General features: G+C 65.8%; 22 protein-coding genes and 2 tRNA genes. 13 read left to right on the top strand and 11 right to left on the bottom strand.

The window, feature by feature from the left end:
* Positions 1 to 145: 145 nt before the first annotated feature.
* The gene (hcp, locus tag THIMADRAFT_RS17900; protein ID WP_007194500.1) at positions 146 to 1438 is read right to left on the bottom strand and encodes a hydroxylamine reductase; all 1293 of its coding nucleotides are present in this window, start codon (positions 1436 to 1438) and stop codon (positions 146 to 148) included.
* 317 nt (positions 1439 to 1755) lie between these two features.
* On the opposite strand from hcp, the gene THIMADRAFT_RS17895 reads away from it, so the two are divergent.
* Complete coding sequence (locus tag THIMADRAFT_RS17895) at positions 1756 to 2508, top strand: carbonic anhydrase (RefSeq protein ID WP_007194499.1); 753 nt, start codon at positions 1756 to 1758, stop codon at positions 2506 to 2508.
* Positions 2509 to 2547: 39 nt separating this feature from the next.
* Here THIMADRAFT_RS17895 and THIMADRAFT_RS17890 read toward each other — a convergent pair whose 3' ends face one another.
* The 5 genes from THIMADRAFT_RS17890 to THIMADRAFT_RS17870 all read right to left on the bottom strand — a co-directional run bounded on the left by THIMADRAFT_RS17890 (position 2548) and on the right by THIMADRAFT_RS17870 (position 5809).
* A complete protein-coding gene (locus tag THIMADRAFT_RS17890) occupies positions 2548 to 3171 on the bottom strand; it encodes an RtcB family protein (RefSeq protein ID WP_007194498.1) in 624 nt (207 codons plus the stop codon).
* Positions 3168 to 3500 (bottom strand): hypothetical protein, encoded by a 333-nt coding sequence (locus tag THIMADRAFT_RS17885; protein WP_139052894.1) that lies wholly within the window; start codon positions 3498 to 3500, stop codon positions 3168 to 3170. The genes THIMADRAFT_RS17890 and THIMADRAFT_RS17885 overlap by 4 nt, the downstream gene beginning before the upstream one ends.
* A gap of 103 nt (positions 3501 to 3603) precedes the next feature.
* Positions 3604 to 4041 carry a DoxX family protein gene (locus THIMADRAFT_RS17880; RefSeq protein WP_007194497.1) on the bottom strand — a complete coding sequence of 146 codons (438 nt, stop codon included), beginning with the start codon at positions 4039 to 4041 and terminating at the stop codon, positions 3604 to 3606.
* A gap of 107 nt (positions 4042 to 4148) precedes the next feature.
* Positions 4149 to 4451, bottom strand: a complete 303-nt coding sequence (locus tag THIMADRAFT_RS17875) for a hypothetical protein (RefSeq protein ID WP_007194496.1) — start codon at positions 4449 to 4451, stop codon at positions 4149 to 4151.
* A gap of 620 nt (positions 4452 to 5071) precedes the next feature.
* Positions 5072 to 5809 carry a class I SAM-dependent methyltransferase gene (locus tag THIMADRAFT_RS17870; protein ID WP_007194495.1) on the bottom strand — a complete coding sequence of 246 codons (738 nt, stop codon included), beginning with the start codon at positions 5807 to 5809 and terminating at the stop codon, positions 5072 to 5074.
* A gap of 297 nt (positions 5810 to 6106) precedes the next feature.
* On the opposite strand from THIMADRAFT_RS17870, the gene THIMADRAFT_RS17865 reads away from it, so the two are divergent.
* From THIMADRAFT_RS17865 to THIMADRAFT_RS17855, 3 genes are all read left to right on the top strand, one after another.
* Positions 6107 to 6682 carry a MerR family transcriptional regulator gene (locus tag THIMADRAFT_RS17865; protein ID WP_233490289.1) on the top strand — a complete coding sequence of 192 codons (576 nt, stop codon included), beginning with the start codon at positions 6107 to 6109 and terminating at the stop codon, positions 6680 to 6682.
* A 71-nt stretch (positions 6683 to 6753) separates the two neighbouring features.
* Positions 6754 to 9852 carry a TIGR02452 family protein gene (locus THIMADRAFT_RS17860; protein WP_007194493.1) on the top strand — a complete coding sequence of 1033 codons (3099 nt, stop codon included), beginning with the start codon at positions 6754 to 6756 and terminating at the stop codon, positions 9850 to 9852.
* A 213-nt stretch (positions 9853 to 10065) separates the two neighbouring features.
* Complete coding sequence (locus THIMADRAFT_RS17855) at positions 10066 to 10914, top strand: HAD-IIA family hydrolase (protein WP_007194492.1); 849 nt, start codon at positions 10066 to 10068, stop codon at positions 10912 to 10914.
* Between the two features lie 96 nt (positions 10915 to 11010).
* Here THIMADRAFT_RS17855 and THIMADRAFT_RS17850 read toward each other — a convergent pair whose 3' ends face one another.
* The 4 genes from THIMADRAFT_RS17850 to THIMADRAFT_RS17835 all read right to left on the bottom strand — a co-directional run bounded on the left by THIMADRAFT_RS17850 (position 11011) and on the right by THIMADRAFT_RS17835 (position 15669).
* Entirely contained in the window at positions 11011 to 12207 is a 1197-nt protein-coding gene (locus THIMADRAFT_RS17850; protein ID WP_007194491.1) for an RtcB family protein, read from the bottom strand.
* A gap of 528 nt (positions 12208 to 12735) precedes the next feature.
* Positions 12736 to 12812, bottom strand: a tRNA-Met gene (locus THIMADRAFT_RS17845).
* 118 nt (positions 12813 to 12930) lie between these two features.
* Positions 12931 to 14022 (bottom strand): redox-regulated ATPase YchF, encoded by a 1092-nt coding sequence (gene ychF, locus THIMADRAFT_RS17840; RefSeq protein WP_007194490.1) that lies wholly within the window; start codon positions 14020 to 14022, stop codon positions 12931 to 12933.
* A 156-nt stretch (positions 14023 to 14178) separates the two neighbouring features.
* The gene (locus THIMADRAFT_RS17835; protein ID WP_007194489.1) at positions 14179 to 15669 is read right to left on the bottom strand and encodes a mannose-1-phosphate guanylyltransferase/mannose-6-phosphate isomerase; all 1491 of its coding nucleotides are present in this window, start codon (positions 15667 to 15669) and stop codon (positions 14179 to 14181) included.
* A 295-nt stretch (positions 15670 to 15964) separates the two neighbouring features.
* On the opposite strand from THIMADRAFT_RS17835, the gene THIMADRAFT_RS17825 reads away from it, so the two are divergent.
* From THIMADRAFT_RS17825 to THIMADRAFT_RS17815, 3 genes are all read left to right on the top strand, one after another.
* Positions 15965 to 16777 (top strand): inositol monophosphatase family protein, encoded by an 813-nt coding sequence (locus tag THIMADRAFT_RS17825; RefSeq protein ID WP_007194488.1) that lies wholly within the window; start codon positions 15965 to 15967, stop codon positions 16775 to 16777.
* A 64-nt stretch (positions 16778 to 16841) separates the two neighbouring features.
* Entirely contained in the window at positions 16842 to 17285 is a 444-nt protein-coding gene (locus tag THIMADRAFT_RS17820) for a tetratricopeptide repeat protein (RefSeq protein ID WP_007194487.1), read from the top strand.
* A 123-nt stretch (positions 17286 to 17408) separates the two neighbouring features.
* Positions 17409 to 17495, top strand: a tRNA-Leu gene (locus tag THIMADRAFT_RS17815).
* A 218-nt stretch (positions 17496 to 17713) separates the two neighbouring features.
* Here the strand turns inward: THIMADRAFT_RS17815 and THIMADRAFT_RS17810 are convergent.
* Positions 17714 to 19321: a glycosyltransferase family 39 protein gene (locus tag THIMADRAFT_RS17810; RefSeq protein ID WP_007194486.1), complete on the bottom strand. Its 1608-nt coding sequence runs from the start codon at positions 19319 to 19321 to the stop codon at positions 17714 to 17716.
* A 280-nt stretch (positions 19322 to 19601) separates the two neighbouring features.
* Here THIMADRAFT_RS17810 and THIMADRAFT_RS17805 point away from each other — a divergent pair, with 280 nt between their 5' ends.
* The 6 genes from THIMADRAFT_RS17805 (at position 19602) to modC (ending at position 24391) form a co-directional block, all read left to right on the top strand.
* Complete coding sequence (locus tag THIMADRAFT_RS17805) at positions 19602 to 20018, top strand: hypothetical protein (protein WP_007194485.1); 417 nt, start codon at positions 19602 to 19604, stop codon at positions 20016 to 20018.
* A gap of 364 nt (positions 20019 to 20382) precedes the next feature.
* Positions 20383 to 20649 (top strand): hypothetical protein, encoded by a 267-nt coding sequence (locus THIMADRAFT_RS17800; protein WP_233490288.1) that lies wholly within the window; start codon positions 20383 to 20385, stop codon positions 20647 to 20649.
* A 157-nt stretch (positions 20650 to 20806) separates the two neighbouring features.
* Entirely contained in the window at positions 20807 to 21619 is an 813-nt protein-coding gene (locus THIMADRAFT_RS17795; protein WP_007194483.1) for a TOBE domain-containing protein, read from the top strand.
* Positions 21620 to 21709: 90 nt separating this feature from the next.
* Entirely contained in the window at positions 21710 to 22462 is a 753-nt protein-coding gene (gene modA, locus THIMADRAFT_RS17790; protein WP_007194482.1) for a molybdate ABC transporter substrate-binding protein, read from the top strand.
* A 158-nt stretch (positions 22463 to 22620) separates the two neighbouring features.
* Positions 22621 to 23298 carry a molybdate ABC transporter permease subunit gene (modB, locus tag THIMADRAFT_RS17785; RefSeq protein ID WP_007194481.1) on the top strand — a complete coding sequence of 226 codons (678 nt, stop codon included), beginning with the start codon at positions 22621 to 22623 and terminating at the stop codon, positions 23296 to 23298.
* Between the two features lie 7 nt (positions 23299 to 23305).
* Positions 23306 to 24391 carry a molybdenum ABC transporter ATP-binding protein gene (modC, locus tag THIMADRAFT_RS17780; RefSeq protein WP_007194480.1) on the top strand — a complete coding sequence of 362 codons (1086 nt, stop codon included), beginning with the start codon at positions 23306 to 23308 and terminating at the stop codon, positions 24389 to 24391.
* Positions 24392 to 24603 lie beyond the last annotated feature (212 nt).

Raw genomic sequence — 24603 nt, 5'->3', positions numbered from 1 at the left:
GCCCGGCCAAGCGAGACGCGGTGCCCCCGAGGGTCCGAGACCGCCGAGGACACCGCACGTCGCTTCAAACCGCGTCGAGACCGACGCGGCCGCGGTCCTGCGAGCGAGCGCGACCTCGAATGCGCTCGATCGCTCCGAAAGCGGCTTAAGCGCTCATCGCGAGCCGCAGATCCCCTGCGGCATCGTTCCCGCTCAAGCGCAGATCGAACCGCTCCTGCAGGATTGCGAAGACGTTCGGCGAGACGAATGCGGGCGCGTTCGGACCCAGCGTGATGCCCTTGACCCCGAGGCTGAGCAGGGTGAGCAGAACGGCGACGGCCTTCTGCTCGAACCAACTAATCACCAAGGTCAGCGGCAGCTCGTTGACGCTGCACTCGAACGCCTCGGCCAGGGCGGACGCCACCGCAATGGCCCCGTAGGCGTCGTTGCACTGACCCATGTCCATCAGACGCGGGAAGCCTAGGTGCTCGCCGTACTCATGGTCGCGGATCCGATACTTGCCGCAACCCAGGGTCAGGATGAACGAATCATCGGGCGTGCCCTGCGCGTAGTCGCTGAAATAGTTGCGGCCCGGATCCGCCCCGTCGCATCCGCCGATCACGAAGAAGCGGCTGATCTGTCCGGCCTTTACGGCATCGACGATCGTCTGCGCGTGATCGAGCAGCACCGTGCGGTGAAACCCGACGGTCGACTCGCCGGAGATTTGCTCCTCGCAGGGCTCGCATCGCAGCGCCTCGGCAAGAACCGCAGTGTAGTCGCCGTCGCGGATGCACTGACCGCCGGGCACAGCCGTGCCGCGGGTCGTGAACAGTCGGCCCTTGTAGCTCTGGGGCGGGATCAGGACGCAGTTGGTGGTCGCCACCACCGGGCCGGGAAAGGCCGCAAACTCGCGCTTCTGATTCTGCCAGGCACCGCCGTAATGACCGACCAGGTTCGGATGATTTTGAAAGAATGGATACATGTGCGCAGGCAGCATCTCGCCGTGCGTATAGACCTTGATGTCGGTGCCTTCGATCTGCATGAGCAGGTCCCGCAGGTCGGCCAGATCATGGCCCGTGACGAGGATCCCGCGCCCGGCCTGCGTGCCTTCCATCACCTTGGTCGGCGCCGGTTTGCCGAAGGCCTCGACATGACCCTCGTCGAGCATCTGCATCACCCGCAGATTCATCCGTCCGCATTCCAGACAGAATTCGAGCAGGCTCTGCACGTCGAAATTCACGTTGGTCATGGTCGCAAAGAGCGCCTCCTCGATGAAAGCGGAAACGCTCTCGTCGGACTTCCCCAAACGCCGCGCGTGATGGGCATAAGCGGCCATCCCCTTCAGACCGTAGAGCAGCATCTCCTGCAGGGACTGGACGTCGGCGTCTTTGCCGCACATCCCGGGGGAGGTGACGCAGCCGGTCTTACGGTAGGTCTGTTCGCATTGGTTGCAGTGCATGGGAGCCTCTGAATCGAATCGGGATCAAGGTGCCCTTGTCGATCCCGATGGAACCGTAACGATCGTTGGGGTCGAACAAGGCGCCGCAAGTCTGGCGAGGGCGCATCGCCGTATCCTTGACCTAGATCAAGACAGCCGGCGCCAAGGCCCCGCCACCACCTGCTCAGGCACCTCCAAGCCTCAGCCGAGCATCGCTTTTCGGGTGGCTAGACCGTTATGCTCTGCAACATCGTCGAGCCGATCAGTGCCGACGCCCTCCAAGCCGGCCCTCGGAGAACCGTCCGGTACCCGATTCATTCTTGCAAACGAGACAGACGATGAAGCGCACGACTTTTGCGACCTTGACCTTAGTCCTCGGCAGCGGGCTCATCGGAGCCGGGTTGACCTCTGCGGACGAAGGCACGCACTGGGGCTACTCGGGCACCCACGGTCCGGAGCATTGGGGCGAGATCGACCCGCATTTCACGGCCTGCAAGACAGGCCGTGCCCAGACTCCGATCGACATTACGGACCGTGTCGAGGCCGATCTGCCTCGGATCGGCTTCCACTACAAGCCGGGCGGGCATGACGAGGTCAACAACGGACACACCATCCAGGTGGACTACGACGCCGGCAGCACCATCACGCTGGACGGGCGCGAGTTCACCCTGAAGCAGTTCCACTTCCACACCCCGAGCGAAAACCACATCGACGGCCACGAGTTCCCGATGGAGGCGCATCTGGTGCACGCGGACGCCGAGGGCAATCTCGCGGTCATCGCAGTCATGTTCGAAGAAGGCCCCGAGAACCTCGCCCTCGCCACGCCGTGGGCCGCCATGCCCCGGGCGCAGGGCCATACGGCTCACCTCGCGAGCAAGGCCTCCGCCGAGGCGCTGCTTCCCGCCGATCGAGCCTACTACCGCTTCGACGGCTCCCTGACCACGCCGCCCTGCAGCGAGGGCGTGACCTGGCTGGTCATGAAACATCCGGTGAGCGCATCGCACGGGCAGCTCGTCAAGTTCGCGCGGGCGATGGGCCACCCGAACAACCGGCCGATCCAGCCGCTGAATGCGCGGGTCGTTCTGGAGTAAACCGATTCTCCCGCTACAGAAGCGACCTCGATTACGCGCTCAACCCTTCACGCACACGAACTGATTGAGCGTATGCACCACCTCGACCAGATCCGCCTGGTTGGCCATGACCTGGTCGATGTCCTTGTAGGCACCCGGAATCTCGTCGAGCACACCTTTGTCCTTGCGACAGATCACCCCTTGGGTCTGAGCCGCCAGATCCGCCGGCGTGAACTGCTTCTCGGCCGCGGTGCGGCTCATCCAGCGCCCGGCGCCATGGGCACAGGAGGAGAAACTCTCGGGATTGCCCTTGCCGCGCACGATGTAGCTGCGCGCGCCCATACTGCCCGGGATGATGCCGAGATCCCCTTCCCGCGCCCGGATCGCACCCTTGCGGGTCACCCAGACGTTCGACCCGAAATGGTGCTCGCGTTCGACGTAGTTGTGATCGATGAAGTCATGGCCGATGGCATTGCCGATGCCGCGGCTGCCCGAGTGCAGCATGACCCACACGCGCCCGGACTCGTCGAGGCAGACCTCGATGAAATGATTGCCGCCGCCCAAGGTGCCGATCTGGTTGATCCAGTTGGAGAAGCGTCCGAAGGCCTTGAGCAGCTGCGGGTGTTTCTCGGTCCAGACCTTGACCGGCTTGTCGCCCTCGGTGATGACCTGCTTGATCGTCATGGCTCCTCCTGCGGCGCATTGGGCGGCGCACGATGGCTCGGCTGACGGCGGCCATGCCGGACACCGGCGAGGAGGACGTGCTGGAAAGGGACTTTGGGTGTCCGGCCAACCCGTAGAAGGGTGCCCAGCGCGGGATCTCGAAAGTCACGCGACAGCGTCCGGGACCCAGCGGGTCGACGCGATGCACCCGTTGCCTTGACGGCGGCGACAGGCCAGGCCCAGACGTTCTCGGGCTCCCACAGGGTGATCTCGAAGGGCCGCCAGAGGCCGACCCGGGTCTGGATCCGCCCGCGCATGCCGGGGCTGATCAGATCCGCCGGGGCCTCCACGCCGCGCACCCGCGGGGACGAGGTGGGGCCTCCTCAAACCCGGCTGCTTCACCGCGCTGCCGATCGACCGCAACCAGCATCCGTGCTCGCAGAGCGCGCCGCCTCAACGGCTGCGGCTGTTCCCGGTCGCCACGAACCAGATCGCCATCAGCAGGAGCACGACCTGGAACTCCATCCCGCCCATCGGATGTGTTTCCGAAGGGGCGAAACTCCACTGCCCCCAATGGACCATCGCGATGGCCCCGATCAGGACCGGGATCGTCACGCCTGCGCCGAGGCGTGTCAGCCAGTCACGTCGCACCAGCCCGCCGACGAGCACGGCGAGACCGCCGCCGACCTCGGCCAGCGCGACCAGGACGGCAACCAGATAAGGCAGTCCCATCATCGCGGCAAAGGCCGCCGGGGCAACGAGCTTGCCGACCCCGTGGAAGAGAAACACGGAGGCGAACCCGATTCGCAAAAGCCAGTGACTGTTGGCCGTGAGATCCAGCGATGTTGTGCGCGCGTGTTCGGTGCCGTAGGTATGCGAAGCGGTTGTCATGGATGACCTCCAAGATGTCGAATTTCAGGATGTACATGGATTGAGGATCGTTGGCGCCGGGCGCCCGGAGCGCGTCGGGATCCGGGGCCGGCTGTCCTGCTCCGGCATCAGTAGCTCAGGTCGGCGCTGCCCTCGAAGCCTTGGTAGATGTCCGGGCGTGAACCGCTGCCCGGAGTCGCGTCGATACGGCTGAAAAGGTCACTGTTGCCGTCGGCGAGTCCGGCATAGATGTCGTGGCGGTCCCCGACGCCGGGCTGCACCCCGAGGACGTTCCCCCCGGCCCGGTGGCCGTCGAACAGGTCGGCGTTGTCCAGGGCCAAGCCGTGATAGACGTCATCGGCGATGGCTGTGGACGCAAAGGCAATGGTCGCGAAGAAGGAGGCGGCGATGGCGAGGGTCGACTTGGTCATGGTTTGTCTCCGGATTGTGGATTGCTGACTCGGGAGCCGCGCAGTCATCTGCACCGGCTTGACCCTCATAATGCAGCCACCGTGCCAACTCACTGAAGGACAGATAAACGATTTTTTATTCAGAAACTTACGACATCTCAGGGCAGGCCGAGCGACGCGTCCGTACCCGCAAGCCCGTTACGAGACTTCGGCTCCGATAACGTTTCGTTACATCGAAACGTGGCAACGGCGTCCGTCGCGGCTGTGGGCCGGGGCGACGAGACCGCAATGAACCCGGCGGGCGCCGAGTCCATCGCGTCGGTCGAGAGACCTACACTCCGCGATGCGGCTTTCGACGGTCGAGAAGGACGGATCAAGGAACGGAATACACATCATCGGACAGCGGCCCTAAACCGCGTCCAGAGCGAAATGAGCCATTTTCATGTTGTCTCGGGCGCGAGGATGTTTCCAACCTTTGAGGGGACGCGGTTCTACGGCAAGACGTTGCAACGCAATAGGATGCCGCGTGTGGCTTGCTCCAGAGGTCGGGCCCCCAGCACGGCCATTCACGCGTGTCGGTCAAGATCCGCCAGGCGACGCCGGCGGGGGCTTCGATGATGCGGTCGACCTGATGCACGGGATCAGCCCTCGGCAGGTTTCTCGAACACCATGAAATGCTGCGTGGGCAGGATGTCGAGGGTCTCGATCCAGCGCAGCCCGACCGCTTCGAGCTCGGTGATCGCCTGTGCTTGGGTCATCTTGTGCAGCGGCTTGATCGGGATCCTAGGATCCTCGCCACGGTACTCGATCAGGAACACCCGGCCGCCCGGTCGCAGTGCGCTGCGGATGCCCTGCATCATCTCGAAGGGATGGGCGAACTCATGGTAGGCATCCACGAGCAGCACGGCATCGACGCTATCCGCCGGTAGCTTGGGATCATCCTCCGTGCCGAGAACTGGGGTCACGTTGGTGATCGCGCGTCGCTCGATACGCTTGTGCAGGACATCAAGCATCTCCGGTTGCACGTCAACCGCGTAGACGCGACCGGTGGGGACGGCCTCGGCGATGCGGAAAGTGAAATAGCCGGTCCCGGCGCCGATGTCGGCGACCTGCGCATCGGGCGCGAGCCCCATGCCCGCGACCACCCGGTCGGGCTGCTCCTCGACGACACGGGTCCTTCGCTCTAGCCAAGCGGCGCCCTGGTGACCCATGACCTGTGAGATCTCGCGGCCGAAATAGGTCTTGCCGATCCCGTCGCGGCTGGGTGCATGGAAGCTGTAGAGGCTGTCGGCGGCGGGTTCGGACTCCGCAAGCGCGGGGAGGGCTGCGAGCAGGCACAAGCCGGCGACCAGCAGCAAACGCGGATTCCAGGGTTTCATGGGGAGCATTCTCCTAAACCGCGCCCAGCGCGGTATGCGATGTTTTTGAATGGGATCGGCCCCGGCAGACTCGACGAGCGCTGGAGTCGGCGCGGTTTAGATGTGATAGCGGGATGACGCAGACCGGCTGGACGACGCGATCGAATCACGCCGGCCGTTCGTCAGGCACGGATCGGAGCAGGCTCAGACAGGTCGTCGTGCTTCGGGTTTCAACAGGCGCGATGGCAGCGCTCATCCTTGTATCGAGGGGTCTGCGGATTCTTCAACCTGCATGGCTTGGCTTCTCGATATCTCGGCATGGCTATTTTGACAGTAACACTGTCACTGTCTATATTAGCTCGCATGAACGAGACCCTGGACATCAACAGCCTGAGCCGCGCCGCCGACGTCCCCGTGCGGACGATCCGCTACTACCTCGCGGAAGGGCTGCTGCCGTCGCCCAATGGCCGGGGTCCGGCGTCGAGCTACAGCCGGGAGCACCTGGATCGGCTTCGACTGATCCGCGGCCTGCAGGATGCCCACCAGCCGCTGGCCCTGATCAAGACGCGGCTGGCCGGACTCGATGCGGCCGGCGTCGCGCGAGCACTCGCCGAGTTGGAGGGCGAGGTTCAAGGCGAACCGCGTTCGGCCGCCGATTATGTCCGCCGGGTGATGGCCCAAGCGAGACAGGTCGAGGCGATTCCGGAGACGCCACCCACGCAAGGGACCGATTCGGCGGCCGCTCCCAAGACGCCGACCCGCAGCACCTGGGAGAGGATCACCGTGCATCCGGATATCGAATTACATGTGCGCCGGCCCTTGGCCCGCGCCGATCAACGCCGGCTCGACGCATTGCTGGAACAGGCCAAGCGGCTGTTCATCGGCGAGGTCTGAACCGGGACACCAGGACACCGGCGCGCGATCAACGGCGTGCGCCGGCCGCGACACTTCAAGGAGACCACAGGATGTCCGTCATCGCCGAATGCTTGTCCCGCGTGACCATCGGATCGCCGATGCAGCACGGTCAGCTGACCCTGTTCCCGCTCTTGGCCGACGGCGTAGCCGAGCCGGACTACCGATTGCTCGATGCGGCCCTGGCCGACGGGACGGCTCGCGTGACCGAGGTTTCCGCGTCGGGGTCGGTGCCGGAGCTGTGCTTCGTCAACGACGGGGATCGTCCCGTGCTGCTGCTCGATGGCGAGGAGCTGATCGGCGCCAAGCAGAACCGCATCCTCAATCTCACGATCCTCGCCCCCGCACACCTCACCATCACGATTCCGGTCTCCTGTGTCGAACAGGGTCGCTGGCATGCCCAATCGACCGCGTTCGCCAGTGCACGCCGCGCGCACTTTGCGACCGGACGTGCGCGCAAGGCGACCGACGTGACCAGCTCGCTGCGTCGGCGTGGATCGCGCGAGAGCGATCAGGGGGCGGTCTGGCGCGACATCGCCGAGAAGTCGCGGCGCTTCGGGGTCGCCTCTGCCACCGGGGCGGCGGCGGACATCTATGCGTCTCGGCGCGGATTGCTCGACGCCTATCGCAACGCTTTTACGCCGCAGCCGAGCCAATGCGGGGCGCTGTTTGCGGTGAATGGCCGCGTGGTGGGTCTCGACCTGTTCGACAGTCCCGTGACCCTTGCCGCGGTTCTGGGCACGCTTGTGGAGAGCTATGCGCTCGATGCGCTGGATGCCGACGATGCAGGCGGCATCGGCACCGCCGTGACGGACCCGCGGGCGTGGCTCGATGCCGTCGGCGCTGCCGATGTCGAGCGCTTCGCGGCCCTCGGGGAGGGCGAGGACTGGCGGCTCTTCGGTCCCGGTCTGGCGGGCGGTGCGCTGGTCAAGGACGGGCATCCGGTGCATCTGTGTGTCTTTGCCGTGGCCCGCGAGGACGACCAGATGGCCGAGCCGGGCACAGGTGCCGCGCGTTCGGGACGACTCGGTCTGGAGTTGGCCACCGACCGGCGCTTGATCCGGCGCCTCGGGAGCAGTCGGCGGTATCTGCATCTGCGACTGCGCGTCCCGCGTGCGGTCGACGCACGTCTGCCGATCGATCTGGCGCTGGTGCTCGATCGCTCCGGATCCATGGGCGGGGTGAAATTGGCGCATGCCCGGAGTGCGGCGCAGGCGTCCATCGCGCGTCTCGGGTCCGAAGACCGTGTTGCGCTGGTGGTGTTCGACGAGCAGGTCGACACTCTGCTGCCGTTGTGTCCGGCGCACGAGGCGCAAGCTGCTGCGGCGCGGGTCTTGAACGGGGTCGGGCCGCGCGGCCAAACCGATCTGGCCGGGGGTTGGTTGACCGGATGCGGGCTGATCGGGCGCGCGGACGGGGACGAGCGCCTGCATCGGTGCTTTCTGCTGAGTGATGGCCAGGCGAACCACGGCATCGTCGATCCCGCGATCCTGGCGCACCACGCCGCCGAGCTGCGTCGGCTTGGTGTCGTCACCGGCACCTTCGGGGTCGGCGACGACTACGACGAGGTCCTGCTCGGTGCCTTGGCCGATGCCGGGGGCGGCGCCTTCCACGACATTGCCCGGGCCGATTCGATTGCGGCCGTCCTGGATCGCGAGTTGGGCGATGCGCTCGAGGTCGTCTACGCCGCGCCGCGGATCCAGCTCGAGTGGGCGTCCGATCTGCAGGTGGAGGTGCTCGGGCCCTGGTCGAGCACGCTCGGGGAGCGGAGCCTGACCATTCAGCCCGGCGATCTGGTGAGCGGCCAGGTGCTCGATCTGCTGGTGGCGGTGCGTTTCCCGGCCGGCGCGCAAGACTCCGACTGCACGATGCAGGTCCGGGTGAGCGACGGGGATGCGTCCTTGGCGCAGAGCGGCTTCGATTGGACCTGGGTCGACAGCGCCCGACGCAAGGCACAGCCGCATGATCGTGCCGTCGAGCAACGGGTCGGGGAGATGCTCGCGAGCCGGGCCCGCCTTGCAGCAACCGCCGCCAACCGCGCGGGCGATCTCAAGCAAGCGCGAGCGCATCTGCGCGAAGGCGCCGCGGCGATTCGCGCCTACGGGCCCGATCATCCCGCGCTTCGAGCGCTGGCCGAGGACCTCGATAGGGAGTGCGAGCAGCATCGCACGCGCCAGACCCCGCGCGACTTGAAGGAGCGCCTCTATCGCGACAGAAACATGCAGTCCGGCCGTACCGAAGACGGCGACAGGCACCGTGACGAGCCGTCGCGCCCGGCACCGCGCCTTCAGGTGCTGCCGGCCCTGGATAGCCGGGAACACGCCGAGACGAGCGCGCGCTTACGGGCGATCTCCCGTCAGCAGACCGCGGCGTGGGGCAAGGCAACCGTGACGGCACTCGACACCGGTCTCTATACGGATGCGGCCGGTCGCGCGGTCGATTGGCGGGTTGCCGTCCAAGCGGCCGTCGCCGCCAAGCGCAGCCTGCCGCCGGATGCGGTCTTGCCGGGACCGCAATCGCCGGTCTTTCCGACCACGCGGATCCAGGTCGCCAACGAGACCACGTTGGCCGCGGCCCGGCGGCTGAACGAGCAGGGGCGGCGGGTGCTGGCGCTGAACTTCGCCAACGGCATCGAGCCGGGCGGCGGCTTTCTCCAGGGCAACCGCGGACAGGAGAGCGTGCTGTGCCGCTCCAGCGCCCTCTACGCCACCCTGCAGGGGGATCCGATGTATGCGCACCACCAGGCTCGCCCACTGCCGGATTCCACCGATTGGGCGATCCTCTCCCCGGACGTGCCGGTGTTCCGCACGGATGACGGTACGCCGCTGGAGCGTCCTTGGCTCCTGAGCGTCATCACCTGCGCGGCGCCCTATGCGCCCACTCTGGGGGTCGATGTCTCGGCGAGGATGATGGAGAGCCGGATCCGTCGGGTGTTGGCCGTCGCGCGTGCCTTCGGATACGAGGCCGTGGTTCTGGGGGCGTGGGGATGCGGTACCTACGGCAACGACCCGGCGCGGATCGCGGCGATCTTCCACGCGGCACTGCGCGAGCACGCAGGTGCCTTCGCCGAGGTCGTGTTCGCCGTCACCGACGGGTCATCGGAGCGGGCGTTCTTCGGGCCGTTCGCTGCCGAGTTTGGAGGATCGCAATGAGTCCCTCGGAGTCTTCGCATGGGTTGCGCGAGGCCGTAGAACGCCTCGATCCTGAAGACACCTCGGTCCGCCTGGTCGCGCTGTCCTGTCTCGATTCCGAGGCACGGCATCGACGTCCTTCGTCCGCATGACGGCAACAGGCGAGGCCGTCGCAGCGTGGCGTTCCTCGCAGGTTTGTGATGCAGTACAAACCCCCTTCCCCGAGGAGTCCAGATGACGCCGGACGCTCTGCTGACCGACCTGGCGGCGCTGCGTCGTCGCTACGATGGCTTCCTGCTCGATGCCTACGGGGTGCTGCTCGATGGGGAGCGCGCCTTGCCGGGGGCGGCCGCGCTGCTCGCTGACCTGGACCGCGACGGTTGCCCGTGGTTGGTGGTTACCAACGCCGCCAGCCGGCTCCCCGAGACGCTGAGCCGAGGATTCGCCGCGGTGGGGTTGGCGATCCCGCCCGAGCGCATCCTGACCTCGGGTGCGCTGTTGGCCGATCCCGGCGTGGCCGGCAATCTCCGCGGGGTGCGCGCCCTGGTGCTGGGGCCGGAGGGATCGCGCCGCTATGCCGAGCGGGCGGGCGCCATCGTCGTGCCCTTCGAGGGGGATGTCGACGCCGAGGCCCTCATCGTCGCCGATCAGCAGGACCTGTGCTGGCCCGATCACCTGGATCTCGCGCTGAGTCTGCTGGTGCGCCGCCTCGATGCCGGCGCGCCGCTGCGGTTGCTGCTCTGCAACCCCGATCTGATGTATCCGGTGCGCCCCGGGCGGGTCGCGCTCACGGCAGGGGCGTTGGCCGCGATGCTGGAAGCGGTTATCCGCGAGCGCTGGCCCGAGCGGGGCATCGGCTTCACGCGCCTGGGCAAGCCGAGCCGCGCGATCTTCGATGTGGCCTGTCGGCGGCTCGGTGCGTCCCGGCCGGTTATGCTCGGAGATCAGCTTGCGACCGACATCGCGGGCGCCCTGGGTGCGGGCCTCGACGCCGTGCTGGTCGGCACCGGGCTGGCGCCTGGGCGTGAGACGGGGCGGTTGCCGGTACGGCCCACCTGGGTACTCCCGTCGCTCGCGGCATGACTGATTACGCGCGTCGCCGCCGAGAGGTGTGCCGCGCTCTCGGTGCACCGTCGCGGGTCGATTCCGGTTTAGTCGGCCTCGATCGTCATGCTGCTCTCAGCCCTTCACGCACACGACCTGTTTGAGCGTATGCACCACCTCGACCAGGTCCGCCTGGTTGGCCATGACCTGGTCGATGTCCTTGTAGGCACCCGGAATCTCGTCGAGCACACCTTTGTCCTTGCGACAGATCACCCCTTGGGTCTGAGCCGCCAGATCCGCCGGTGTGAACAGTTTCTCGGCCGCGGTGCGGCTCATCCGGCGCCCGGCGCCATGGGCACAGGAGGAGAAACTCTCGGGATTGCCCTTGCCGCGTACGATGTAGCTGCGCGCGCCCATGCTGCCGGGGATGATGCCGAGATCGCCTTCCCGCGCCCGAATCGCGCCCTTGCGGGTGACCCAGACGTTCGACCCGAAGTGGTGCTCGCGCTCGACGTAGTTGTGATGACAGTTCACCACCGCCTCGGTGACCGAGAAAGCCGGCAGATGCCGGGCGAGCGCCGCCAGCACCAGAGCCATCATCTGCTCGCGATTCTCCCGCGCATAGGCCTGCGCCCAGGAGACCGCGGCCACGTAGTCGTCGAAGTGCTCGGAGCCCTCCGGCAGGTAGGCGAGATCCCGATCGGGGAGCTGGATCATCCAGCGCTCCATGTCGCGCCGCGCCAGCTCGATGAAGTAATGGCCGATGGCATTGCCGATGCCGCGGCTGCCCGAGTGCAGCATGACCCAGACGCGCCCGGACTCGTCGAGGCAGACCTCGATGAAATGATTGCCGCCGCCCAGGGTGCCGATCTGGTTGACCCAGTTGGAGAAGCGCCCGAAGGCCTTGAGCAGCTGCGGGTGCTTCTCGGTCAGCGCGTCGAGCGGCGCGGCGAAGGGGGTGGCCGCCTCTGTCAGCGCGCGCTCGTCACGGTGCTGGGAACGCCCCACCGGCACGTCGCGGCTGATCTGGTCGAAGACCTTCTTCAGCGCCCGCTCGTCGATCTGTTCGGCGCCGAGCGAGGTGCGCGCGGCGGCCATGCCGCAGCCGATATCGACACCCACGGCAGCCGGGATGATCGCCCGGTCGGTGGCGATGACGCTGCCGATGGTCGCGCCAATGCCGGCGTGCACGTCCGGCATGGCCGCGACGTGACGATGGATGAAGGGCAGCTTGGAGAGGTTGACCAGCTGCGTGCGCGAACGCTCGTCCAGCTCCTCGGTCCAGACCTTGACCGGCTTGTCGCCCTCGGTGATGACCTGCTTGATCGTCATGGCTCCTCCTGCCGCGCGTTGGGCGGCGCACGATGACACGGCCGACGGCGGCCATGCCGGACACTGGCGGGGAGGACGTGCTGGAAAGGGACTTTGGGTGTCCGGTCTTGCTGCTCCCCGCCGGATCGACTGACGGGGTAAGGCCGGTCAGTCGATCAGAATCCGCGCGTTGTGGGCATTCCGAAACGGCGATGACCGCTGTCGGAGGACCTATTCGCTGCGCGCGTTGGGTCGGGTTTGCGGTGTATGCGGAACAGGCAGCCGCCGACCGACGCGCACGCCGACCACGAGACGCCGGAGGCGTACGGTGGAGTCTTGGCGATGAGGGCTGGTTGGCGCACGTGGTTGACTCGAAGCAAGGGAATCGCTGCCTGTCGACCGCATCGGCGGTCGCTGTTGACGGGTGATCGACCGGCAACGGCAAAAGGTGTTCAGGGTGTTCCTGAATCGCCGCTAGCCCAGACATGGGCGGAGGTCAGACAGGCAAAAACCGGCTCAAGGCCGGTTGCTCTTGTCCTTTCGAGAATCTGGTGGCTACGCCCTGACTCGAACAGGGGACCCTCGCATTATGAGTGCGATGCTCTAACCAACTGAGCTACGTAGCCAAACAAGACGCAGAATCATACGTTCCGGGCTCGCTTCCGTCAACCTCGAGAGAGGCGATGCCCTTAAGCAGTTGGTGTACCCTCTCGGAATGACCCGTCGGCCTGACGCAAAGCCTCGCTACACGTTGAATCTGAAGTGGACGACGTCGCCGTCCTTGACGATGTACTCCTTGCCTTCGGAACGCAGCTTCCCCGCCTCTTTGGCGCCCTGCTCGCCCTTGCAGGCAACGAAGTCGTCGTAGGCGATGACCTCGGCGCGGATGAAGCCGCGCTCGAAATCGGTGTGGATGACGGCAGCGGCCTGCGGGGCGCGCACGCCGGCCGGGATGGTCCAGGCGCGGACCTCTTTCTCGCCGGCGGTGAAATAGGTTTCGAGACCCAGCAAGCGATAGCCGGCGCGCACGACGCGGTTCAGACCCGGCTCGGTCAGTCCGAGCTCGGCGAGGAACTCGTCGCGCTCCTGATCCTCCAGATCGAAGATCTCGGCCTCGATGGCGGCGCAGACGGGTACGACCTCGGCCCCCTCCTCCCCCGCGAGCGCGACGACCTTATCCAGGATCGGATTGTCGACGAAGCCGTCTTCGGCGACGTTGGCGATGTAGAGGGTCGGCTTGGCCGTGAGCAGGAAGAGATCGCGGACCTCGCGCAACGCCTCCGCATCCAAACCCATCGCGCGGACCGGCTTGCCCGCGTCGAGCTGATCGCGGATCTGCTCGAGCACGGCCTTGCGTGCCAGGATCTTCTTGTCGCCCGTCTTGACCATGCGCTCGGCGCGATCCAGCGCCTTGGTCACCGACTCCAGATCCGCGAGGGCGAGCTCGGTGTTGATGACCTCGATGTCGTCCAGCGGATCGACACGTCCGGCCACATGCACCACGTCGTCGTTCTCGAAACAGCGCACCACATGGGCGATGGCATCGGTCTCGCGAATGTTGGCGAGGAACTTGTTGCCGAGCCCCTCGCCCTTGGACGCACCGGCGACCAAGCCGGCGATGTCCACGAACTGCATGGTTGTCGGAATCACCCGCTGGGGCTTGACGATGGCGGCAAGGACATCGAGGCGAGGATCCGGCAGGGGCACCACGCCCACGTTCGGATCGATCGTGCAGAAGGGGTAATTCTCCGCCGCGATCGTCGCCTTGGTCAGGGCATTGAAGAGGGTCGACTTGCCGACGTTGGGCAGGCCGACGATCCCGCATTTGAATCCCATGGCTGTGAAGGTCCGCTCGGAAAAACCCGCGATTCTACAGGAGCCGGGGCGTCCTCGCCCCGGTTTTCAAGACACGTGTTCTCGAGTCGACTATCTCGGAGGCACGCGGGTCGGACGGCTCTCCGATCGAGAGCCCTCCGGCCCTCCTGCCGACAATCAGTGCGTCTCCTTCGCCCCGCGGTTGTAGCGATCCTCGAAACGCACGATGTCGTCCTCGCCGAGATAGCCCCCGGACTGGACCTCGATCAGCTCAAGCATGATGGTGCCCGGATTCTCCAGCCGGTGCGAGGATCCGACCGGGATGTAGGTCGACTGATTCTCGGTGAGCAGAAACGACTTCTCCTCGCAGGTCACACGCGCGGTCCCGGAGACGACGATCCAATGCTCGGCACGGTGATGGTGCATCTGCAGCGACAGCGATTCGCCCGGTTTTACGATCAGCCGCTTCACCTGATAGCGCGGCCCCTGCCCGATCGCCTCGTAGGAGCCCCAGGGGCGATGGACCCGCTGGTGGTGGCGGTACTCGTTGCGCTGCTCATGCTGCAGGAACTGTGTCACCGCCTTGACGTCCTGCGCGTGCTCTTTGGACACGACCAGGACCGCATCCGGGGTCTCGACCACGATCAAGTCTTCCACCCCCACGGCGGCCAGCATCCGGTGGTGGGCGATCAGGAGATTGTTGCGGGCGTCGTGGACGAAGGCATCGCCGTCGAGCACATTGCCGGCCGCGTCCTGATCGCGCACCTCCCAGAGCGCCGACCAGGCGCCGACGTCGGACCAGCCGACATCCAAAGGCACGACGACGGCGGGCGGATTGGCACCCCCGGTGTCCCGGGCGAGGGGCTCCATCACGGCGTAATCGATGGAGTCGCCGGGACAGGCGCCGAAGTGCTCGGCATCCAGACGGAGAAAGTCTCCGTCGTGCGCGGCCGCATCGAAGGCGTTCGCCACCGCCAGGGCGATGTCCGGGCGGAATCGCTCGATCAACCCCAACCAGAGCGATGCGCGCAGGACGAAAATACCGCTGTTCCAGAGGTATTGGCCGGACTCCAGATAGTCCTCGGCGGTCTCGACATCCGGCTTTTCGACGAATCCGTTGAGCAGGAAAGCGCTTCCGGACAGCCCCTCGACCTCAAAATTCCGACCCTGTCGGATATAGCCGTAACCCGTCTCGGGTTTGCTCGGAACGATCCCGAAGGTCACCACGGCGCCTTCGCGCGCGATCACGCAGGCATCGGCCACGGCAGACCGGAATCCGACCTCGTTGCGAATGGTATGGTCGGCCGGCATCACCAGCAAAACCGGATCGCTCCCGCCGCGGATCGCCGCGAGCGCCGCGAGGGTGAGCGCCGGTGCGGTATTGCGGCCCTTCGGTTCGAGGATGATCTCGGCCGGACGTCGCCCCATCACGCGAAGTTGCTCGGCGACCAGGAATCGGTGCGACTCGTTGCAGACCACGATGGGATCGATCTGGCCGACCGCCTGACGCGGATGCTCCTCGTCGAGACCGTCGAGCCGACGCACCGTTTCCTGAAGCATGGTGTGCTCGCTGGTGAGCGCCAAAAACTGCTTCGGATACGCCTCGCGCGAGAGCGGCCAAAGCCGCGTTCCCGAGCCGCCGGAAAGGATGACGGGTTGTAGTGGCATCGACGCACTCCTGGTCCAGGATTCCGGATTGTTTACAAGCCCCCAAGATTAACTCAATTCGGCCGATTCGACCTCCGCAGCAACGTGCGCGACTGCAATCATCCGACCGGTGCATGGTGTCGCCGCGCGCTCGCAACGTTCAGCGAGCGCCGTGTCGCGGCGGCCGGACAGCAGCGCGTGCGGTTGCATCTTCCCCGCCGCCGCCTCACCTGTGCCCTCAAGGACTGTATCGGGCGACGGCCCGGAACAATCGGATGACCACCGATCCAACCAGAGATCCAACCAGAGATCCAAGATGACACCCGACCCGATTCTGATCGGCGAGATCCTGCGCGAAGCCGCAGCGACCGAGATTATGCCTCGCTTTCACAGCATCCTCGCCGAGCGCAAGGCCGACGGCAGCCTGGTTACCGCGGCGGATTTCGCCACCCAGGCACGGATCGCCGAGGCCATCGCACGGGTGTTTCCGGACACGCCGCTGTTGGGCGAGGAGATGACCGCGGAGGATCAACGCCGCCTCCTCGCCGAGGCCGACACGGGCGTCTGGATCCTGGATCCGCTCGACGGTACCGGCAACTACGCCAGCGGCTTCCCGGGCTTTTCGATCTCGTTGGCCTTCGTCGAGCGCGGGCAAGCGATGCTGGGCGTCATCTTCGACCCGGTCCGCGACGAGTGTTTCTGCGCCGTGCGCGGAGGCGGTGCAACGCTGAACGGCGAGCCCATCCGCCCCTTCGCCCCGGGCCCGAACCTCGGCGATTGCCTGGCGATGATCGACATGAAACGTCTCCCGCCCGAGCGCATTCCCGCACTCTTTCGGCCCGGCGGCTTTCGTTCTCAAAGAAACCTGGGGTCGGTCGCGCTCGACTGGTGCTGGTTGGCCGCCGGCCGCTACCAACTCTATCTGCACGGGGGTCAAAAGCTCTGGGACTATGCCGCGGGGCATCTGATCGCCTCCGAGGCGGGCGCCGCGTCGCGGCTCTACGCCGATCGGGGCGCCGCGCAGGCGACCGACCTCAGCCTGTCTCCCAGACTCGCCGTCGCCGCGTCCGACGAGGCGCTGCTCCGGCGCTGGATCGACTTCGTCGGCCTGCCGATGCACCCGGCCTGAGAAGGACACACCGTCGCGGAGCCGCCCCCGCATTTACCGACACCATCACGACGAGGAACCCTCCATGACCGAAGAGATCAGCGACCTTGACATGGCCCTGTCGAGCGGCATTACCGCCTTCGAATACAAACAATTCTCGCGCGCGGCAGGCCTCCTCTCCCCGCTCGCCGAACAGGGCATCCCGGACGCCCAGTATCGCGTCGCCATCATGGCCCAAAACGGGCTCGGCATGCTGCCCAACCCGCTGCTCGCCTACACGTCCATGAAGCGCGCCGCGGAGGCCGGCCTCGCCCTCGCCCAGCACGGACTCGCCTTCATGTATATGGAGGGCGAGTGCACCGACAAGAATCCCGAAAAGGCCGTGCATTGGTTCAAGAAGGCCGCCGAGCAGGGTCTGGTCGGCTCCTTGACCACGCTCGCCATGATGTACGAGCAAGGCCACGGGGTGGAGAAGGATCTCGACGAGGCCAATCGGCTCTATCGGCTTGCCGGTTTCGACGAACGCTGATCCGCGCCGCGAGGATCGACCCGCTCGGCGCCGCCGCGAGCATACCCGACCCGGGAGCCTCCACGCGCATCGCTGCCGGGGTACCCATGATCACGGACAGCGGGTATACTGCACAGCTGCGTTGCCGGGGTGGCGAAATTGGTAGACGCATCAGACTCAAAATCTGACGGGAGCGATCCCATGCCGGTTCGAGTCCGGCCCTCGGTACCAAATAAAAACAAGGGGTTAGGCCAAAAGCCTAGCCCCTTTTTTGTTGCCGCTCGGGCGCCGTGACGCACTCATGGCGCACTTGCCGGCAATAGACCACTGCACGCCACGCGCGACCGCCGCAACGGAGCTGGAGCCTACGAGATGCATGCCCGAGCGCACCGACGCCACCGGCTCGCGAGGCATGCGTCGGGATCAATCCAGGTCTTCGTCGACGTCCATCAGCGCTTGCCGGACGGACGCACCAAAAACCATTGCCATGTCCCCGCGATCGGCTCCGGCAGGGCATCGGGCCCGACGGACGCCCTCAGCTCCTCGCTCGGCAGCAGCAGAACCAGACCACCGAATCCGTCGAGACGCGTCACGGCTTTACCGTCGGAATCATGCCCTCGAATCCGGACATGGTCCCCGAGCCGATACGCCAGCGAGATCAGCTCACCGGCAGCGACACCGCTCGGACTGACCACAACCAGCGGCCTCTCGAGTGCGTTCACCGTCCGCGCAACCTCCGGATTCCAGGCGCTGAAGTGCTTGCTCCACCAGGTCTCGGCGCTCAGGATTCGCCACTGGGAGTAGCTCCCGAAGACCATCGCGACCGCCAGAACGGCCGCGGCAAGGGGTCGAAGCATGTCGGTGCGGGCCAGCGCCGAGCCGACGACCCAGGCCATCATCAACTGCACGGCAAGCACTGCCGGCAAGCCGTAGCGCACGTGCAGCGAACGGCTTCCGCCCAGCAGCAGGTCCGGGCCGAGAACAACGCCGAGATACGCCAGAGCGATCAGCACGAGCAGCCAGAGTCGGGGACGCGGCGCGCGGACCAGGTAGACGACCAAGCCCGCGATGACCGGAACAATCAACACCATCGAGACAAGCGGCGGTTGCGGCTGCGGGCTCACATCCAGGAAGGCACGCACGATGTGGCCGCCCCATGCGAGCAGGTTGCGTTGCGCACCCACCGCTCGGTCCATCCACTCGGTATGACCGACCGTGGCCCCGAAGCCCGCGACCAAAACGATGATCCAGGGCAGGAACAAAAACGCGGCCACGCCGACAGCCAAGAGCCAGGATCGGACCGGAAGATCCTGCATGCGCCCGCGCAAATCGGAAGATCGCGCGCCCCCGAGCCAGATGTAGGCCGCATGGACCGGGAGCATGAGCACGAACAACAGATGACTGTAGAGACCGAGTGTGATCATCAGCCCGTAAAGCCACCAGTCGCGAGCCCGGTTTCGATCCAAGGCGCGCTGTAGAGACGCGCTGGAGGCCAGCACCAGGAGTGTCCAGAGCGCGTACTGACGGGCTTCCTGGGCGTAGAGGAAGTGCAGCGGCGAGAACGCGACAAGGGCAGCCGCTACCCAGGGCACCGGCCCACGCCCGAAGAGCTCGCGCATCAACCAGAATGCCCCGAACGGCAGCAGAATTCCGAACACGGCGGAGGTCCCGCGCAGCGCCGTCACCGGATCGAGCGGCAGCATGGCGGTCACGCGACCCAGCAGGTAGTACAGAGGCGCGTGCTCGGGATGCTCTGCCAGTGCGCGCAGTGTGTCTCCCCAGCCCTTCGAGAGATCGGGCCGCTGAAACACCAAGACCTCGTCGGGAGTCAATAGCCGGCCACTGAACAGGGTCTCCCAGAGCCCCGCAGGGTGACCGAAGACCCGGACCAGCGTGAACACCTCGTCGTGCCAGACCGGCAGATGGTCCAGACCGATCAACCGTAAACCGGCGACCAGGAGCAGAAGAACAACGCCGGCGATTGCCCATGACCGCGATTGGCCGTCATTGACGACGGTCGCGGCGGAAGAAACCAAAGGGCGGGGAGCGAAGAACACGATCCTGCAAGATCAGATCAGCAACGGGAGTGGGACAGCGTGCGGCGAGAGTATGCGTGACGCGTGCGCTCGGCGTGATGAAGGAATTGTGACGGGACCGAAACCGCCACCCGCATCTTGCGGATTTCGGATCATCGCCCTCCCGAGCGAACGGAAACGGCTTGTCTGCCACACGCACCGGCGTCGAGGCGATACGGCGCGGTGTTTGCTAGGGCAGCGTGACCTGTTGCACGACCGACCCCCGGCGCCTCGCCGAACTCAACGTAAATGGGGATCCGTGATGACTCCGCGTCTGATCATGTATCACAAACAGTCCACCAGCGCGCGAACCCGCTTCCTGAGACTGCCCTACGGCGGCGTCTGCGGTTTCGAAGCCCTGCCGGACGAGGCCGTCGTCGAGGAGAGCGGCGCCATCCCGCCGAAGGTCGTGACACACCCGGCGCTGGTCCTGCGCGACGCCGAGGCCCGCCTCGGCCTTCCGAGCGGCAGTCTGGAGATGGAGCCGGGGTTTCGTTGCGAGGTGACCGCCGGGGACGAGCGCACACAGGTCTTTCTCGCCCGGTTTACGAGTATCGATCCTCCGTTCGAGACGGCAGATGCAAGCGGCGGCAGCTTTATCGATCTGACCCAAGCGAGAGGCCTTCCGCCGGTCGAGCTTGACCTGCTGCGACGCAGCTACGAACGGATCTTGGGCTGACCGAGGGGCCGGCGACCCGCGGGCAAGACGAAATCCTGTCTCGGGTGATGGCGCGGCGGCTCTCCCCGCTTCGTATCCGAGTCGCCGAGGCACAATACCGCTTCGCATGTAGGGTTTGCACCCAGAGCGGGCCGATTGTCGCAACCACAACAGAGCGCGGACGCAAAGACCGCGAAAAGGACCCCGGTTTCAAATGGCGATTCACTGAACGGAAGGAGCCAGCACCATGACGAATGCGCCTTGTATCTATGGACATCGACCCGCCTCCGGCGAACGCGGGTCGGCGCGCGAGTGCCGGCCATCCTGGCGAGAAGACTTGTGCCCGGTTTGGCTCGATCTTGTCGTAGCGCCCCGCTCTTTCCGGGTGTTCCGAGATCACGAGATCGCCGCTCGGAGGGTCGTCGGCCATGACGGGAACGACATCCCATGCTTCCAAGCCTTTGATTACAGGAGGCTTGATGTTCGCTCCGACGACGACGAGGACTACTACCTCGCCGTCGCCTACAGCGAGTCTCTCAGTGCCTGGCGTCTACATGACGGGCGCTGGCTTGTTTATCGTCGTCTCGAGCCGCTCGGTGAGGAGGACGCGGCAACCTGCGCACTGAGCATCGACGAGCGGATGCCGCGCTGAAATCGATCCGACGGCGAGCCCGGCTTGGATACGAGGCAGCGACAAGGGCAACCCCCGCAGACCGACCTCGCGCAACTTCGGCATGCTTTGTGCTCTTCCGCTAGTCGTTATACTGAAGTGAATATAACGACATTAGCCGGACGGTTCCGCAAAGACCATGACAAAGACGCCCGACGACCGTATCGACACCGCAGCCTCGCTCTGGCTCGACCGCAACGACCAAGGTTTCGTCGGTCGGGGGCGTATCGAGCTGCTGCGCCGAATCGGTGTAACGGGGTCGATCTCGCAGGCGGCCAAGGGGATGGGCATGTCATACAAACACGCCTGGGACGCAGTGGATGCGATGAACAACCTGTCTCCGCAGCCGCTGGTGCAACGACGCACCGGCGGACGCCACGGCGGGGGCACGGCACTCACGGACGAGGGCCGACGTTTGATCGCCGTCTACGAGACGGCCGAGCGGGAGCACAAAAGATTCCTTGCGCGACTGCGCGAGGGCATCCGCGATTTCGATCGCTTTCACACCTTGATCGGAGCTTTGAATATGAAGGTCAGTGCCAGAAACAACCTGCGCGGAGTCGTCACCGCCGTCACGCCGGGCGCAGTGAATGCGGAGGTGACACTCGACGTCGGGGGCACGCCGCTGGTCGCCATCATCACCAACGACAGCGTCCAGTCGCTCGGGCTCGCCCCCGGCGTCGAGGCCTACGCCTTGATCAAGGCGTCGTTCGTGATCCTGGCGACCGAGGACGGCGGGCTGAAGACATCGGCCCGCAATCGGTTGTGCGGAACGGTCGAGCGCGTGATCGACGGGGCCGTCAACACCGAGGTGGTCCTCGCCCTCGACGGCGGCGCCCGCCTGGCCGCCATCATCACCATGGAAAGCGCCAAGGATCTCGGAATCGCCGAGGGAGGGCGTGCCTGCGCGCTCGTGAAGGCACCTCACGTCATCCTGGCCGTCAAGGACTGAGCAGCCGCCGAAGCGCATGTTGAACGGGTTCTGCGTTATATCCAAGCGGATATGACGCAGGACACGCACTTTAGAATCCGGAGACCCTTGATGAAGACGATTCGATCCATCCTCGCCGGCGTGCTGCTGGCCGCCGCCTGCGTTCCCGCGCTCGCCGACGACATCCAAGTCGCGGTGGCCGCCAACTTCACCGCGCCGATGAAGGAAATCGCCGCTGCATTCGAGAAGGAGACCGGCCATGTGGTCAAGGCCGCCTATGGCTCGACAGGCAAGTTTTACGCGCAGATCAAAAACGGTGCACCCTTCGAGGCGTTCATCGCCGCCGACGACACCACCCCGACCAAACTGGTCGACGAGGGGGCCGCGATCTCGGGGACCCAGTTCACCTATGCCGTCGGGTCGCTGGTGCTCTGGTCGTCGAAGCCCGAGTTTGTCGACAGCGACGGCACCGTGCTGAAGTCGGGAGACTTCAACAAGGTGGCCATCGCGAACCCCAAGACCGCGCCCTACGGTGCCGCAGCGATCGAGGTCTTGACCGGGCTGGGGTTGCTGGAGCAGGTGGAACCGAAGCTCGTGACCGGCGAGAACATCGCACAAACCTACCAGTTCGTCAGCACCGGCAATGCCGATTTGGGGTTCGTCGCGCTCTCCCAGGTCATGGAGAAGGGCAAGATCACTGGCGGATCCGCCTGGATGATTCCGGGCACACTGCATAAGCCGATCCGCCAGGATGCGGTCGTTCTGTCGCCGGGGAAAGACAAGCCAGCGGTCGGCGCACTGATGGAGTACCTCAAGGAGGACGAGGCGCGCGCCATCATCAAGTCGTTCGGCTACGAGATCTGAGCACGCGCGCCGGTCAGGGGTTCGTCGCCGGATCCCTGATCCGCAGCCCCGGACGGCTTGATCGGCCTTGGCGGGGCCGAGCTCCGCCTCCCGGTGCGGGTCGGACTATTTCGCCTCCGCACCTTGGAGGCGGTCATCTTCTCTGATCGGATCATGCAATGCTGTTAAGTGAAACCGACCTGCAATCGATCTGGCTCACCCTGCGCCTCGCGGGCGTGGTCACCTTGATCCTCTTCATTGTGGGCACGCCCGTGGCGTGGTGGCTGGCCCGCACCCGCTCGCGCCTGAAGGGACCGGTCGGGGCCGTGGTCGCCCTGCCCTTGGTCCTGCCGCCGTCCGTGCTGGGCTTCTATCTCTTGGTGACGATGGGGCCGAACGGGCCGGTCGGCCAGTTGACCCAGGCGCTGGGCCTCGGCGTGCTGCCCTTCACCTTCTGGGGGCTGGTGGTCGCCTCGGTCTTCTATTCCCTACCCTTCATGGTGCAGCCGGTGCAGAACGCCTTCGAGGCGATCGGCAACCGGCCGTTGGAGGTGGCGGCCACCTTGCGCGCCTCGCCGCTGGACACCTTCTTCACCGTCGCCTTGCCGCTGGCGGCACCCGGCTTCGTCACCGCCGGGATCCTGACCTTTGCCCACACGGTCGGCGAGTTCGGCGTGGTGCTGATGATCGGCGGCAACATCCCCGGCGTCACCCGGGTGGCCTCGGTCCAGATCTACGACCACGTCGAGGCGATGGAATACGGCGACGCTCACCGGCTCGCCGCCATCATGCTGATCTTCTCCTTCCTGGTCCTGCTCGCGCTTTATCTGTGGCGCCCGAACCAGAAGAACACCTGAGAACACCATGGAACCGATCAACGCACGCTTCGCCATCGAATGGCCGGGCTTCAACCTGACGGTGGACTTGGAGCTCCCCGGTCGCGGGGTCACCGGTCTGTTCGGGCACTCGGGCTCCGGCAAGACGACCCTTCTGCGCTGTATCGCCGGCCTGGTCCGAGCCCCCGAGGGTCGGCTCGTCTTCCGCGGCGAGATCTGGCAAGACGCGAACACCTGGGTGCCGACACACCGCCGCTCGCTCGGCTATGTCTTCCAGGAGGCCAGCCTCTTCCCGCATCTCACGGTGATGGGGAACCTGCGGTACGGGCAGAAGCGCGCCCCTTCGTCGGTCGGGGCCGAGGATCGGGTGAGTCTCGACCAGGCGATCGCGCTCTTGGGCATCGATCATCTCTTGACCCGCAAGCCGGATCGCCTCTCGGGCGGCGAACGCCAACGGGTCGCCATCGCGCGTGCCTTGGCGGTCAGTCCGCGGGTGCTCCTCATGGACGAGCCGCTTGCCGCCCTGGACATCGCACGCAAGCAGGAGATCCTTCCCTACCTGGAGCGTCTGCACGACGAGCTGGCTATCCCGGTGCTCTACGTCAGCCATGCCCCGGACGAGGTCGCGCGCCTGGCCGATCATCTGGTGGTCATGGACGGCGGTCGCGTCCTCGCGAGCGGCCCGCTCAAGGAGACCCTCGCACGGCTGGATCTGCCGACCGCCTTCTCCGAGGATGCCGGCGTCGTCATCGAGGCCGTCGTAGCATCCCACGACGAGAACTATCACCTGTCGCGCCTGGACTTCCCCGGCGGCAACGTCGTCGTCGCTCAGCGCAAGGAGCCCGTCGGCCACCGTCTGCGTCTGCGTGTGCATGCCCGCGACGTCAGCCTCGCCCTCGAGCGCGCCACCGGTACCAGCATCGCCAACCTCCTGCCCGCCACCGTGGTCGAGATCGCCGACGCCGACACCCCGGGCCATTGTCTGGTGCGTCTGGATGCCGGCGGCACGCCGCTGATCGCGCGCATTACCCGCCGCTCGCTGGATCATCTGGGCGTCGCCCGCGGCAAGGCGATGTGGGCGCAGATCAAGGCCGTGGCCCTGCTGGGTGACTAAACCGCGTCCAGAGCGGGATGCTCACGTCAGCGTTAGCTCGATGTTGAGTGCATCCAGGGCTCTTAGCGGAGACGCGGTTTAGAATTTTATATTTTTGAATACCTTAAACCGCACCGCCTCCAACAACGATCGGAGCCGGCGCGGCCAAGCCAATTCAACACACGAGGCATACCGCGCGGGGCGCGGTTTAAGCCGGACGTCACATCGGGGTC

The organism is Thiocapsa marina 5811, assembly GCF_000223985.1.
Taxonomy (GTDB): domain Bacteria; phylum Pseudomonadota; class Gammaproteobacteria; order Chromatiales; family Chromatiaceae; genus Thiocapsa; species Thiocapsa marina.
This window is presented reverse-complemented; position numbering and strand designations above follow the sequence as displayed.